Origin of the sequence: Streptomyces sp. NPDC046557 (assembly GCF_040645975.1) — a bacterium.
Taxonomy (GTDB): Bacteria; Actinomycetota; Actinomycetes; order Streptomycetales; family Streptomycetaceae; genus Streptomyces.
Genome location: NZ_JBEYZH010000004.1, coordinates 428,688 through 441,828, shown reverse-complemented (window position 1 = coordinate 441,828; position 13,141 = coordinate 428,688). Strand labels below are relative to the sequence as shown.

The following is a 13,141-nucleotide window of genomic DNA, read 5'->3' as shown; positions in this document are numbered from 1 at the left end:
GATGGGTCATCGGACAGGCCATTCGTCGGATGTGATGTCTAACGTCGTTGGTGACCACACCGGTTCAGGAAGCTCGGAGCACCGGTGATCACCGGTGCGCGGCCCCTCGTGCGTGTGCCGGGGAGCCGGATCAGTGGGCGGAGGCGCCCAGGGTGATCCCGAGGGCCGCGCTGTACTGGGCGACGGCCAGCTTGCCGAGCGCGGGGTAGGCGCCGAGCACCTCGGCGGTGGCGCACTCGGCCTCCTTGCACGCCGTGTCCAGCAGCCCCTCGGCCGCCTCCGGGCCGATCAGGTAAGGCGCCAGGGCGAGCTGCGTCGAGCCCTCGGTGCGCAGCTGCTCGGCGATCGCGGCCACCGAACCCTCCTGGTCCAGCGCGGCGGCCTTCACCGGCACCGCGAGGCGCGCGGCCAGCAGCATGCCGGTGATCCCGGCGGCCTGGACGGCCTCCTCGCCACCGGTGGTGGCCAGGATGATCCCGTCGGCGGCCGTGGTGACGGTGAACAGCCTGGCCCGGTCGGCGCGCGCCAGCCCCGCCTCGGAGAGCCGCACGTGCAGACCCTCGGCGAGCAGCGGGTGCGGACCGAGGACATCGGCCAGTTCGGCGGCGGCCGAGGAGTCCATCAGCGCCTGGCGGACGCGGCGCAGCAGGTCGCTGTCCGGGCCGACGAGCAGCGGCACGACCACGGCGTCCGGGCCGGTCGGCGCGGGCACCTCGTGGCCGGCGGCGCGGGCGAACTCCGCGCGGGCGGCGCGCTCCCGCGCGACGGCGGTGAGCACACCGGCCAGGGAGGGGAATTCGGAGCCTTCGGAGTCGTCACCCTCCAGGTAGCCGATCCGGCCGTCCAGGCCGGGCAGCTCGGAGCGGCCGATGCTCAGGACCTCTTCCGCGAGCCCGCGCGAGGCGGCCGAGGGGGCACCGGGCACGGCGAGCACCAGCGCGGGCGCGCCCTCGGGCGCCACCGCGGGCTCGGGGCGGCGGTGCCGTCCGGCAGGGCGGGGTCGCGGCATTCGTACGGGCAGGCCATTTGCGGGCCCAGTGGGGGAGCTCATGGCGCCGCATGCTACTGGTTTATCGGAACCAGTTGTTCAAGCAGGGTCATTTCCGGCGGCTTCTGTCCGTATTTATCCGCTGAATGTGAGACACGGTCGGCTGTAGTGGCCATGTATCGGCCATGTATCGGTCATGCGTCGGCCGGAACGGCTCAACCCGCCGTCGGCAGGCGCCAGTCCACCGGGGCCGCGCCCTGCCGTACCAGCAGGTCGTTCACCTTGCTGAACGGCCGCGAGCCGAAGAACCCGTTGGCGGCCGACATGGGGGAGGGGTGCACGGACTCCACCGCCGGCAGTTCGCCCAACAGCGGCCGCACGTTGCGCGCGTCCCGCCCCCACAGCACCGACACCAGCGGCTTGCCGCGCGCGGCCAGCGCGCGGATCGCCTGCTCGGTGACCGCCTCCCAGCCCTTGCCGCGATGACCGCCGGTCTTGCGCGGGGCTGTGGTGAGCGCGCGGTTGAGGAGCAGGACGCCCTGGCGGGTCCACGGGGACAGGTCGCCGTTCGCCGGCCGGGCCACGCCGAGGTCCGCGTTCAGCTCGCGGAAGATGTTGTCCAGGCTCGGCGGCCACGGGCTGACGTCGGGCGCGACGGAGAAGGACAGGCCCATGGCGTGTCCCGGCGTCGGATAGGGGTCCTGCCCGACGATCAGCACCTTGACCTCGTCGAAGGGCTGCTGGAAGGCGCGCAGCACGTTCGGTCCGGCCGGCAGGTAGGTTCTGCCCGCCGCGATCTCGGCGCGCAGGAAGTCGCCCATCGCGGCGACCTGCGCCGCCACCGGCTCCAGAGCGCGGGCCCAGCCCGGCTCGACGATCTCGTTCAACGGTCGTGCTGCCACGGGCAGTCACTCTACTGGCCGATCCGCAGTCCTATCGACGCATGACCGCCGCCCGCACGCAGAGCACGTCCGGCAGGTGCTCCGCCAGCAACTGCCAACTGTCCCCGTCGTCATGGCTCGCGTACAGCTCGCCGTTGCGGTTGCCGAAGTAGATCCCCGCCGGGTCCGCGTCGTCCGTGCAGAGCGCGTCCCGCAGGACCGTTCCGTAGTGGTCCTCGGCCGGCAGGCCCTGCGACAGCGGTTCCCAGTTCGCCCCCGCGTCCCGGGTGCGGAAGACCCGGCAGCGGTGCTCCGCCGGGACCCGGTCGGAGTCGGCGTTGAGCGGGAAGACATAGGCGGTGTCGCGTCGGTGGGGGTGGGCGGCCACCGCGAAGCCGAAGTCGGACGGCAGCCCCGTGCCGATGTCGGTCCAGGCGCCGCCCGCGTCGTCGCTGCGGTACACCCCCCAGTGGTTCTGCAGGTACAACCGGTCCGGGTCGGCGGCGTCCCGGGCGATCTTGTGGACGCACTGCCCGAACTCGGGCCGCGGGTCGGGCAGGAACACGGCGGAGACCCCGTGGTTGGACGGCGCCCAGCTCGCTCCGCCGTCCTTCGTCCGGAAGACGCCGGCGGTGGAGACGGCCACCGTGACCGCGTCCGGGTCGGCCGGGTGGGTGATCACCGTGTGCAGGCCCTCACCACCGCCGCCCGGTACCCAGCGGGAGCGGGTGGGGTGCTCCCATAGGGCGCGCACCAGTTCGAAGGACTCGCCGCGGTCGGTCGAGCGGAACAGCGCTGCCGGTTCCGTCCCGGCGTAGACCACGTCCGGGGCCTCCGGCCCCGCCGGCTGGAGCTGCCAGACCCGCTCCAGCGAGGCGCCGGTGTCCTGCGGGAACTTCACTGCGGCGGTGGTCGGCTCACGCCAGGTGGCGCCGAGGTCGTCGGAGGTGAAGACGGACGGCCCCCAGTGCGCGCTGTCGCCGCCCACCAGCAGTCGCGGTGTGGAGCCCCGTACGTCGACGGCGACGGCGGACACCGCCTGGGCGTTGAAATGGGGCCCGTCGAACTTCCAGGGGTCGGCGTCGGCGCGCCGGCCGATGAAGAGCCCCTTGCGGGTACCCACGAGCAGTAGCACGTCGGACATGGCCGACACCTCCGGACGTTCCGTCCTGCACGGCAGCTTTCGGCCAGTGTGCACCCGCCCACTGACAGCGGCGCGGAGCGGCGCCCCACGGCGATGTCGCGGGTCCCGGAGGGGTCTCGGGTGCCCGGGTAGTACGAGAACTCTCGTAGTACGAGAGAATTCGTAGTACGGTGATTCTCGTACTTGCCGCCGGTCGCCCCGGCGCGCGTCCCCGGTTACCCCTGGAGAGCTGATGAGTGCCGCCCCCGCCGACTTCGCCGCCCTGTTCCAGCCCTACAGCGTGCGATCGGTGACCATCCCGAACCGGGTGTGGATGGCCCCGATGTGCCAGTACAGCGCCGAGCCCACCGGTCCTCGCGCGGGCGTGGTCAACGAGTGGCACCTCGCCCACTACGCGGCCCGTGCCGTAGGCGGCACCGGCCTGATCATCCAGGAGGCCACCGCCGTCTCCCCGGAGGGTCGGATCACCCCTTACGACCTCGGACTCTGGAACGACGCCCAGACCGAGGCGCTGCGGCCCGTCACGGCCTTCGTCAAGGCGCAGGGCGCGGTCGCGGGCATCCAGATCGCGCACAGCGGCCGCAAGGGCTCCACCGAGCGCCCCTGGAAGGGCGGCCGACCGGTCGGCGCCGAGGCGCACGGCTGGCGGCCCCTGGCCCCGAGCCCGGTGCCGTTCGACGAAGGCGACCCCGTGCCGCACGAGTTGACGACCGAGCAGATCCGCACGATCGTCGGCCAGTTCGCCGACTCCGCGCGGCGCGCCCTGGCGGCCGGCTACGAACTCCTGGAGATCCATGGCGCCCACGGCTACCTGATCGGCGAATTCCTCTCCCCGCACAGCAACCGGCGCACCGACGAGTACGGCGGCTCCTTCGAGAACCGCACCCGCCTCGCGCTCGACGTCGTGGACGCCGTGCGGGAGGTGTGGCCCGAGGAACTGCCGCTGTTCTTCCGGATCTCCGCCACCGACTGGCTGGAGGAGGGTGGCTGGACCGCCGACGACACCCTCCGGCTGGCCGGCCTCCTCCGAGCACACGGCGTGGACCTGCTCGACGTCTCCACCGGCGGCCTCGCCCCGCACGTGAGCATCCCGGTCGGCCCCGGCTACCAGGTGCCCTTCGCGGCCCGGGTCAAGCGCGAAACCGGCCTGCCGGCGGCGGCGGTGGGGCTGATCACCGAGCCGGCGCAGGCGGAGAAAGTCCTGGCCAACGGCGAGGCGGACGCGGTCCTGCTCGGCCGTGAACTGCTCCGTGACCCCTACTGGGCCCGGCGCGCCGCCGTGGAGCTGGGCGTGGAACCCCGCACGCCCTCCCCGTACCACCGGGCCTGGTGAACCGCGGGCGGCGCCGATCGCCGCCCGCCCGGCCCCGTCCGTGTCCTACGATGGTTCTCGTACCTCGGAGGAACGCCCCGCGCCGCCGGGCCGACCGACCGGACGAGTGAGCGAGCGAGTGGAGGACCAGATGCCAGAACCGGCCGCCACCACTCGCCCGCTCGCCCATCCCGAGACCGCGGAGATCCGGCTGGAGGGCGTCCTGCACGCCCTGTCCGACCCCGTCCGGCTGTCCATCGTCCGCGAACTGGCCGCGGCCACCGAGGAGCTGGCCTGCTCCTTCTTCGTGCTCCCGGTCACCAAGTCCACGACCACCCACCACTTCCGCGTCCTGCGCGAGGCCGGTGTCGTCCGACAGACCTACCGCGGCACCACCAAACTCAACGACCTGCGCCGCGCGGACCTGGAATCCCTCTTCCCCGGTCTCCTCGACACCGTCCTCACGGCGGCCGGCGCCGAAGCGGCCCGCCTGACCGGCGCGGGCGCCTGACCGGCGCGGACGCCGCGCGCTATGTTCCCGCCGCGCCCAGCAGGCCGGCCCAATCCGGGATCTTGACCGAGCGGCGCCCCAGGGAGCGGCCCAGATCCGCCTCCGCCGTCTCGATGGCCAGCCAGCCCGGCCACCGCACCGGCCGCAGTCCCGCCGCGCGCATCGCGTCCAGCGGGTCCGGCCCCCGCTCGCGGCGGGCCAGTACGCCCGCGTCCTGGAGCAGGGAGGACGCGGTCTCCTTGGCGCACGGGCGGTTGGTGCCGATCACCCCGGTCGGGCCCCGCTTGATCCAGCCCGCGACGTATTCGCCGACCGAGGCCCGGCCCTCGCGCAGCACCCGGCCCGCCGCGTGCGGGACGGTGCCCGTCGCCGGGTCGAAGGGCAGCCCGGGCAGCGGCACGCCCCGGTAGCCCACCGAGCGCAACACCAGCCGCGCCTCGACGTCCTCGTACACGCCCGTGCCGGCCACCCCGCCCCGGCCGTCGGGAGCGGTCCGCTCGAACCGCACCGCGCCGGCCCACCCGTCGGGCCCGGCCAGCACTTCCACCGGCCGCAGGTAGAACCGCAGCCTGATGTCCCGCTCCGCCCCGGCCGGGGCCGCCCCGGCCCAAGCGCGCAGCACCTCCAGGTTGCGCCGGGCCACCGCGGGCAGCGCGGACGCCGCCCCCGGGTCCTCGTACGCGGGGTCCAGCGCCAGCTCGGCGGGATCCACCCGGACCCCCGCGCCCGGCAGCGTGCCCAACTCCCGGAGTTCCTTGGTCGTGAACTTGCCCTGTGAGGGCCCCCGCCGGGCCACCATCGACACCGCGCGCACCCCGCTGGCCGCGAGGGCGCCCAATGCGCCCTGGGGCATGTCGGTCGGTGCGAGCTCGGGCACGCCGCGAGCCAGGATCCGGGTCACGTCGACCGCGACGTTGCCGGCGCCGATCACCACCGCCGACGCCACGCCGGAGAGGTCGAAGGCCGCGTCCGCCGCGTCGGGGTGCCCGCTGTACCAGGAGACGAAGGCCGTCGCGGAGTGGACGCCGGGCAACTCCTCGCCGGGGATGCCCAGATGCCGGTCCTGGGCGGCGCCGACGCAGTACACCACCGCGTGGTACAACTCGCGCAGCCGCTCCGTCGGCAGGGCCGGACCGCCCACCTCCACGTTGCCGAGGAAGCGGATCCGTTCGTCCTCCAGCACCGAGCGCAGGCTTCCGGTCAACGACTTGATCTTCTCGTGGTCGGGTGCCACCCCGTACCGCACGAGCCCGTACGGAGCCGGCAGCCGGTCCAGTACGTCCACCCGGACGCCCGGCACCTCGCGCTGCTGGACGAGGGTCTGTGCGGCGTAGACCCCGCTGGGGCCCGAACCGACGACGGCGACACGAAGCACGGCGGAGCTCCTCCCGCAGGTGCTTCCCAGCATGACACCGGGTGCCGTAGCCGTCAGCCCGTCGCGCGCATCCGTGGATCCCGGCGCACCGGTCGGCCACCGGCGCCTGCACCTGCACTGCGCCTTGCACCTGTGCCGGCACCTCGCCGGCCCGGCTCACCGGTTCAGCGGAGGAAAGGTTCCGCCGGGCGGTCCTCCGGCCGGTGGGACGCCGAGCTCCCAGTCCAGTCCGTACCGCTGGAACAACTCCGCCCGCAGGCGCGCCGAGGGCATCGGCGCGCCCGGCAACAGCACCGCCACCACGGCACCCATCAGCAGCGCCCGCAGGAGGGGGTAGTCGGTGTCCACGTCCGCCGAGCCGTAGCGGACGACGGTGTCCCGCAGCAGCTCCGCGAGCCGCTGCTGCTCCGCGCAGCGGACGAAGCCCTCTGCCTGGAGGATGCCCGCCATGTGGGTGCGCATCAGCCGGGGCCGGTCCACGGCGAGCCCCAGGATCGCGTCGATGGCGCGGGCCATGCGCTCGCGGCCGTCGTCGGTGCGGGGCGGCCGCTCCAGGGCCGCCTCCAGGGTCTGGTGCATCAGCCGGTGGACGGCGGACTGGAGCAACTGGCGTTTGCCCGGGAAGTAGTACGAGACGAGGCCCCGGGCGGCGCCGGCCCGGTCGGCGATGTCGCCGAGGGTGGTGGCCTCGTAGCCGCGTTCGCCGACCAGCTCCACCGTCGCCTGGAGCAGCCGTTCCCGGGAACGTCTGCGCAATTCTTCATTGACCGATGCGCTGCGCGGGACCATGCTTACTCCTGCGTTGACTGGCTCCGAGCCAATATACTCAGCGCGCGGTCTGCCGTTCTGGGCGACGCGGGGGATCGCCCAGAACGGCCGGTTCGGCAGCCGGACCGGGCGGGGCACCGCTCAGTCCTGCCCGAAGCCGGGCAGCTCGAAGTGGGCGCCGACGCCCGCACGGTCCACATGGACGACGTGCCGGCCGACGCGGACCGTCTGACTTCCGCCCGCGCGCCAAGAACCCTCGGGGCCCTCGGCGCCGCCCAGGGGCGTCCACACCTCCAGGAACGTGCTCCCGTCGGTGTTCGTGCCGGTCTCGACCAGGCCGTCGCCCTCCGGGCGGAGGGCTCCGACGTCCTCGCCGGGGGAGCCGACCTCATGGTGGAAGGTGACCTGCCGGCCGTCGTAGGAGGTGGTCCCGGCGAAGCCGCGGCTGTCGGCGTAACAGACCCCGCTCTGGAGCCATACGACGTGCTCGTCCTCGCGCAACGGTCCGCCGTCTCGGCTGATTCCGGCGCGCAGCCAGGCGCCGGGGGTGGGTGCGTCCATTCCCCCACCCTGCCGGCCGGGACTACGCGATCGCGCTCAGGCCCGGGACGAGCGCCACCGCCAGCGGGAGGGCGGGGATCAAAGTCGCCAGCGCCGTCAGCCGCAGCCGCCGGGCGGGGGACAGCCGTGGGGTGGCCGACAGCAGCCGCCGCACCCGCTGGGGCACGTGCGCCTCGGGGGCGGCGCCCAGACCGAACACCCCGCGGTCCTCGTTGAGACCGACCAGGGCCAGCGCGACGGTGAGCCTTCCGAACCGCCGCGAGGCCACATCGTCGGCGGCGAGTTCCACCAGGCGGTGTATCTCCGCCTCGAACGCCGCGAACACCGGTACCTGTGGGAAGCCCCCGGCCAGCGCCCGTGAGCAGTGCAGCAGCCAGTCGTGGCGGGCCGCGACGTGGCCCTGCTCGTGCGCCAGCACGGCGTCGAGCTGGCTGCCCTTCAACCGGGTTAGCGCGGCCGTCGTGACCACCAGCTGCGGGACCGTACCCGGCTGCCACCACGCCTCGGGCCGCGGCCCCTCCAGGACGACGAGCCGCGCGGCTTGCGGATCCTCTCCTGGCAACAGCGGGGCCCGCTCCAGCAGTTCGGCCCCCCGGACGCGCCGCCGGGCGCGTGCCCGCAGCACCTCGCGGGTCAGCATCGCGCCGGTCCACAGCCCCCCGCCCGCCAGTGCCAGCGCGGTGGCGGCGGCCCACACCCCGCCCGCCGCCCCCAGCGCGTAGGCGTCGACCACCCCGCGCGGCGCGACGGCGAAGAGCCGCCCGCGTACCGCCTGCCAGGCCGCCGCCGCGCTCAGCAGCATCGACAGCGCCAGGCACAGCAGCACCGCGCCCACCACGCATTGCCACGCCCACAGCGCCACGACCGGCTCACGTTCGGGCCACTCGGCCCGGGCCAGCAGGCGGGGGGCGAACACCGCGGTCAGTGCGCCGAGCAGCAGGAGAGCGGCGGGGACCATCATGGCCGCCACCCTATGAGCGAGGCACTACCTGCGGGTACGGTCCGCGCCATTGGTGACGCAGGACACGTTTCGCCGCCGCTCACATGCTCAGCAGCATCGCCAACATACCGATTCCCATGGTCAGTCGGCAGGCCCGCGTCAGCTCGCTCGGCGCGTCCGCGGCCGGCCCCCCACCCACCGCGACCGGCTGCGCCCCGCCGGCCGCCACGAGCCGGGCCCCGCCCAGCAGGATGTACGCCGCGAAGTACACGAGCAGGGCGCCGGTCACCAGGGGTAGCCCCGCGCCCTGTCCGTGCCCGGGCCCGTGCGCGTGCCCGGCGCCCGTCGACAGCCCGAGGTACGCCATGTAGGCCATGGCCAGCGAACCGACCGCGTGGTGCGCGTGGTGGCCGTGGCGCGGGCGGCCCCGCAGCAGCCACAGCGCGTGGGCGGTGGCCGCGCAGAAGCCCCCCAGCAAGATCGCGGGCCCCCACGGTCCGATGCCGGACGGCGCGGCCATCGCCGCCATCCCGAATCCCATCAGGGCCTCGCCCATCGCCGCGCCGCCCGCCGCCCGGCCCGCTCTGCGCGCCCGCAGCAGGCAGTACGTACCGCTGGTCGCGCAGAGCGCGACGAGCAGCCAGCCGGAGACGGCTGAGGCGGCGGAGGGCAGCGCGGATCCGTGCACGGCGGAACCTCCCGGTTCGTCGGCGTCAGGGGAAGAGATGCCCCTGCGGACGGGCCCGCACGCCGCCCCGGGATAGGCTCTGTGTGCCGTACCCGGCATGTCATATGCCGATCAGATGAACGGAGTCGTCGATGTCGACCGCACACCCCGCCGCCCTGAGCTACCGGCCCGCCGTCCAGACGGACGTACCGGACCTGGTGGCGCTCGTCGAGTCGGCCTACCGCGGTGACGCCAGCCGGGCCGGCTGGACCACCGAAGCGGACTACCTGGACGGCCAACGCACCGACCCGGAGGGCGTCCGCCAGATCATCGGGGCCGCCGACGGCATGCTGCTCGTCGTCGAGCGAGCCGGCGAACTCGTCGCCTGCTGCCAGCTCGAACACCGGGGCGACCACGCCTACTTCGGCATGTTCGCCGTACGCCCCGGGCTCCAGGGCGGCGGCCTCGGCAAGGATGTCCTGGCCGAGGCCGAGCGGCGCGCCCGCGAACAGTGGGGCGCCAAGGAGATGCGGATGACGGTGGTCAACGTACGGGAGGAACTCATCGCCTACTACGAGCGCCGCGGCTACCGGCGCACCGGCGAGCTGAGCCCCTTCCCGTACGGCGACGAGCGCTTCGGCATCCCGCTCCGCACCGACCTGGCCTTCGAGCTGCTGGTCAAGTCGCTGTAGCGGAACCGGGCCGGCCCGCCTCAGGCCGTGAAGCGGCCGGTGCTGCGGATCTCGGGGAAGCCGGTGAGCGCGCCGTCCAGTTCCAGGGCCCGCGCCAGCCGCAGGTGGTCCAGGGAGTCGACCGTCCAGCCGGTCACCCGCAACCCGGCCGTGTGCGCCGCCTCCACCGTCTCCAGCGTGATCCGGCGCAGCCTCAGGGCGAGCGTCCGGGCGTGGGCGGCGAGCGCCCGGTCCACGATGTCGGCCCCGTGCGGATCCGCGTAGAGGGCGGTGCGCAGGCCCGGCACCCGCCGGGCCACCCCGGCCAGGACCGCGTCCTGGTACGAGGCCACTTCGATGCGGGAGCTCAGGTCCCGGCGCAGGACCAGTTCCGCGAGCACCCCCGCGGCGGCCTCGTCTTGAACCGACACCTGGAGCGGGGTGCGCACCGCTTCCAGCACCTCGTCCAGGACCGGCACGCGTTCGCCGTCGCCGGCGTCCAGCTCGCGCAGTTCCGCCAGGGTCAGTTCGGCGACGGCGCCCACGCCGTCGGTCGTGCGGTCGACCTCTCCGTCGTGGAGGACGACGAGCGCGCCGTCCTTGCTCAGGCGGACGTCCAGCGCGACGACGTCCATGCCGCAGCGTTCCGCGCGGACGAAGGACCGCAGGGTGTTCTCCGGTTCGACACCCATGACCCCGCGGTGACCGATGGTGAGGAAAGTCAAGGTTCTCTCGCTTCCGTCGACGGCGGCTGCCGCGCGGTCCCGGTGTCCCGACCGGCCGCGCGCGGTGAGGACGCATGCTAGTGCGCCGCGCGCGCGAGGGGACCGCCCGTGCGCCGACCCGGAAGGGCCGCCCGGCCGCTTCCCGCCGGGGTCGGGGGCCCCGTCGCGTCGCGGCTGCCTCACCCGCGGGTGGGCGCGTCCCCCACGCGTTGACGCGCCGACTCTTGCTTCTTCCACTTATGACTACCAGTCATATGCCTATTCGAAGCACATTCTGACTCGGGACGTGCCCGGCGCGGTCCCGCCGGAGGCATCGTGAAGTTTTCGTGATCTTCGAAGCACAGTTGGCCGACCCGACGGTGGAACGCGAGCACCAGGTCATCCGCGACTGCGTGGAACAGGCCGTGCTCGCTCAAGTGGTACGCGCACATGTCCAGTCCTGTGGACAAGGACCACACCACCGCCGAGGTCGAGGAGGCGCTGCGGATCATCGGGCGGGCCTGGCAGGCGGAGGAGCCGGAGTACCAAGGCGAGCTGCTGGACATCGGCCCGCACCCGATCCTGCCCCGACCGACCCAGACCCCCCACCCGCCGCTGTTCCTGGCGTGCAGCCGGGCCGAGACGCTGGAGCAGGCCGCCCGCCGCATCGGCATCCGCGGCCAGCGGTTCTTCGCCCAGTCCATCGGCCACTGGTACGGCGGGGCGGGCGTCCCCGACGAGGCCGTGGTGACGGGCGCCGACGAGGCGGCGGGGATGCGCGAGGCGGCCGAACAGGTGGTGGCCCGCCTCCACGAACTGGAGATCCCGGTGCGGCCCACATCGACGGCCACCTTCAACGCCGACCACGCCTATGGGAGCGCGCAGGAGGCCATCGCGTACGTCGAACGGCTCCGTGCGGCCGGGGCCGACGAGGTGATGTGCCTCATACAGATGGGCACGGCGCCCCAGGAGGCATGCCTGGAGACGCTGCGGCAGTGGGGGGACACGGTGATCCCGCACTTCCGGAACACGGCGGCGGGCAAGGCCGGATGAGAGACCGGGACGACCGTATCCGCGCCATAGGACGGGAAGAATTCCCGTGGAGTGGGGGGTAGCGCAGGATATTTTCCCGAGTCTCCTCTTGAACAGGAGAGCCTCGCGCGCTTACGCTGCCCTGACGTGAGGTTCTCCTGTGGAGGAAGTGACATGACGGAAACTCTTGTGCCGGGCACCGGTGGCGCCGTGATAACCGCCGGGACGCGGGTGGTCGACCACCCGGCGTGGCCCGAGCTCAAGGCCGCCGTGGAGGAGATCCGCCCCTGGCAGGCCACGGACGGCTCCATCGACCTCGACGCGGAGGGCGCCCCCGAACGGGCCCACGTCGCCGCCGCCGTCGAGCGGGTGGTCGCGGGCGTCGAAGCCCTGTCGCCGCTGCTCCCGCACGCCGCCACCTACCACCGGGCCCTCGTCGCGGACCTGCGCAAGTGGGCCGAGGCCGGTTTCCCCGTGCCGGACTTCCTGGACTCCCTGCTGGCCTTCCAGCCGGCCGCCGAGCGCGCCGACGGCCTCCAGCACCTGGTGATCTTCCCGATGTACACGCAGAACGGGAACCCGCACCGCAACCTCGAGGCCGTCGTCCTGAAGATGGTCTGGCCCGAGTGGCTCTCCGAGCTGGAGCGCACCCGGTACGACAACCCGCTGTTCCTCGGCATCACCTTCGAGGACTTCACCCCGGGCTACGACACCCACTCCGCCGTGCTCTTCCCGGAGACCATCGCCGTCCGCGAGGCCCCGGAGCGGTTCACCTGGGGTGGCATCTTCTGCGACCGCGAGGCCGCCCGCTACCGCAAGGTAACCGCGGCCGCCGTCGACATCCTGGGCATCGAGCTGCCCGAGGACATCGCCCGGATGGTCGAGGACCAGGAGCGCTGCGAGAAGGCGTTCGTCCTGTGGGACATGGTCCACGACCGCACCCACAGCCACGGCGACCTGCCGTTCGACCCCTTCATGATCAAGCAGCGCCAGCCGTTCTGGATGTACGGCCTGGAAGAGCTGCGCTGCGACCTCACCGCCTTCAAGGAGGCCGTGAAGTTGGAGTCCGAGGGCAACGAGCACGGCCGTGACGTGCAGTACGCCGTCCTCTTCGACCGCATGTTCCGCTTCCCCGTCTCCGGTGACCGCAACCGGAACTACGACGGGCTCGGCGGCCAGCTGCTCTTCGCCTACCTGCACAAGCACGACGTGGTGCGCTGGACGGACAACACGCTCAAGATCGACTGGATGCGCGCCCCGCAGGTCACCAACCAGCTCTGCGCCGAGATCGAGGACCTCTACCGGGCCGGCATCGACCGCCCGAAACTCGTCCACTGGTTCAAGGCGTACGAGCTCGTCTCCACCTACCTGGCCCCCCACCCGGGCTCCAAGTGGGCCAAGGGCCCCGACGCCCTCGACCTGACGCTGCCGCCGCGCAAGCTCGTGGACGACGTGCTTCCGGACGAGTTTCCGCTGAGCATGTTCTACGAGGCGCTCGCCAAGAAGCTCAAGGGAGTGATCGCCTCCACGAAGGGCATCACTGCTGTGAACGCTGACGACGCGCAGCGAGTGGCCGCGTGACCACTC

The 13,141-nt window shown here is 73.0% G+C and carries 13 protein-coding genes and 1 pseudogene; 5 read left to right on the top strand and 9 right to left on the bottom strand.

Going from position 1 to position 13,141, the window contains the following annotated elements:
- Window positions 1-130: 130 nt before the first annotated feature.
- The 3 genes from ABZ934_RS13205 to ABZ934_RS13195 form a co-directional block, all read right to left on the bottom strand.
- Complete coding sequence (locus tag ABZ934_RS13205; protein WP_361312174.1) at window positions 131-1,051, bottom strand: hypothetical protein; 921 nt, start codon at window positions 1,049-1,051, stop codon at window positions 131-133.
- 152 nt (window positions 1,052-1,203) lie between these two features.
- Window positions 1,204-1,890 carry a uracil-DNA glycosylase gene (locus ABZ934_RS13200; protein ID WP_361312173.1) on the bottom strand — a complete coding sequence of 229 codons (687 nt, stop codon included), beginning with the start codon at window positions 1,888-1,890 and terminating at the stop codon, window positions 1,204-1,206.
- A gap of 31 nt (window positions 1,891-1,921) precedes the next feature.
- Window positions 1,922-3,013 carry an exo-alpha-sialidase gene (locus ABZ934_RS13195; RefSeq protein WP_361312171.1) on the bottom strand — a complete coding sequence of 364 codons (1,092 nt, stop codon included), beginning with the start codon at window positions 3,011-3,013 and terminating at the stop codon, window positions 1,922-1,924.
- Window positions 3,014-3,245: 232 nt separating this feature from the next.
- On the opposite strand from ABZ934_RS13195, the gene ABZ934_RS13190 reads away from it, so the two are divergent.
- Together ABZ934_RS13190 and ABZ934_RS13185 are read left to right on the top strand one after the other, a co-directional pair.
- Window positions 3,246-4,346, top strand: a complete 1,101-nt coding sequence (locus ABZ934_RS13190) for an NADH:flavin oxidoreductase/NADH oxidase (protein WP_361312169.1) — start codon at window positions 3,246-3,248, stop codon at window positions 4,344-4,346.
- 130 nt (window positions 4,347-4,476) lie between these two features.
- On the top strand, window positions 4,477-4,836 hold the full coding sequence (locus ABZ934_RS13185; RefSeq protein WP_361312167.1) for a helix-turn-helix transcriptional regulator: 360 nt from the start codon (window positions 4,477-4,479) through the stop codon (window positions 4,834-4,836).
- Between the two features lie 19 nt (window positions 4,837-4,855).
- Here ABZ934_RS13185 and ABZ934_RS13180 read toward each other — a convergent pair whose 3' ends face one another.
- The 5 genes from ABZ934_RS13180 to ABZ934_RS13160 form a co-directional block, all read right to left on the bottom strand.
- The gene (locus ABZ934_RS13180; protein ID WP_361312166.1) at window positions 4,856-6,211 is read right to left on the bottom strand and encodes an FAD-dependent oxidoreductase; all 1,356 of its coding nucleotides are present in this window, start codon (window positions 6,209-6,211) and stop codon (window positions 4,856-4,858) included.
- Window positions 6,212-6,367: 156 nt separating this feature from the next.
- Entirely contained in the window at window positions 6,368-7,000 is a 633-nt protein-coding gene (locus tag ABZ934_RS13175; RefSeq protein WP_361312165.1) for a helix-turn-helix domain-containing protein, read from the bottom strand.
- Between the two features lie 120 nt (window positions 7,001-7,120).
- Complete coding sequence (locus tag ABZ934_RS13170) at window positions 7,121-7,540, bottom strand: hypothetical protein (protein ID WP_361312163.1); 420 nt, start codon at window positions 7,538-7,540, stop codon at window positions 7,121-7,123.
- A gap of 22 nt (window positions 7,541-7,562) precedes the next feature.
- The gene (locus ABZ934_RS13165) at window positions 7,563-8,501 is read right to left on the bottom strand and encodes a M56 family metallopeptidase (protein WP_361312161.1); all 939 of its coding nucleotides are present in this window, start codon (window positions 8,499-8,501) and stop codon (window positions 7,563-7,565) included.
- 79 nt (window positions 8,502-8,580) lie between these two features.
- The gene (locus ABZ934_RS13160; protein ID WP_361312160.1) at window positions 8,581-9,168 is read right to left on the bottom strand and encodes a DUF5134 domain-containing protein; all 588 of its coding nucleotides are present in this window, start codon (window positions 9,166-9,168) and stop codon (window positions 8,581-8,583) included.
- A gap of 131 nt (window positions 9,169-9,299) precedes the next feature.
- On the opposite strand from ABZ934_RS13160, the gene ABZ934_RS13155 reads away from it, so the two are divergent.
- Window positions 9,300-9,839, top strand: coding sequence for a GNAT family N-acetyltransferase (locus tag ABZ934_RS13155; RefSeq protein WP_361312159.1), 540 nt, complete (start codon window positions 9,300-9,302; stop codon window positions 9,837-9,839).
- A gap of 20 nt (window positions 9,840-9,859) precedes the next feature.
- Here ABZ934_RS13155 and ABZ934_RS13150 read toward each other — a convergent pair whose 3' ends face one another.
- Window positions 9,860-10,543: a glycerophosphodiester phosphodiesterase family protein gene (locus tag ABZ934_RS13150; RefSeq protein ID WP_361312158.1), complete on the bottom strand. Its 684-nt coding sequence runs from the start codon at window positions 10,541-10,543 to the stop codon at window positions 9,860-9,862.
- Window positions 10,544-10,869: 326 nt separating this feature from the next.
- On the opposite strand from ABZ934_RS13150, the pseudogene ABZ934_RS13145 reads away from it, so the two are divergent.
- Window positions 10,870-11,575: pseudogene (locus ABZ934_RS13145) on the top strand (LLM class flavin-dependent oxidoreductase).
- A 153-nt stretch (window positions 11,576-11,728) separates the two neighbouring features.
- Window positions 11,729-13,135, top strand: a complete 1,407-nt coding sequence (locus ABZ934_RS13140; RefSeq protein ID WP_361312157.1) for a DUF6421 family protein — start codon at window positions 11,729-11,731, stop codon at window positions 13,133-13,135.
- Window positions 13,136-13,141: the final 6 nt, after the last annotated feature.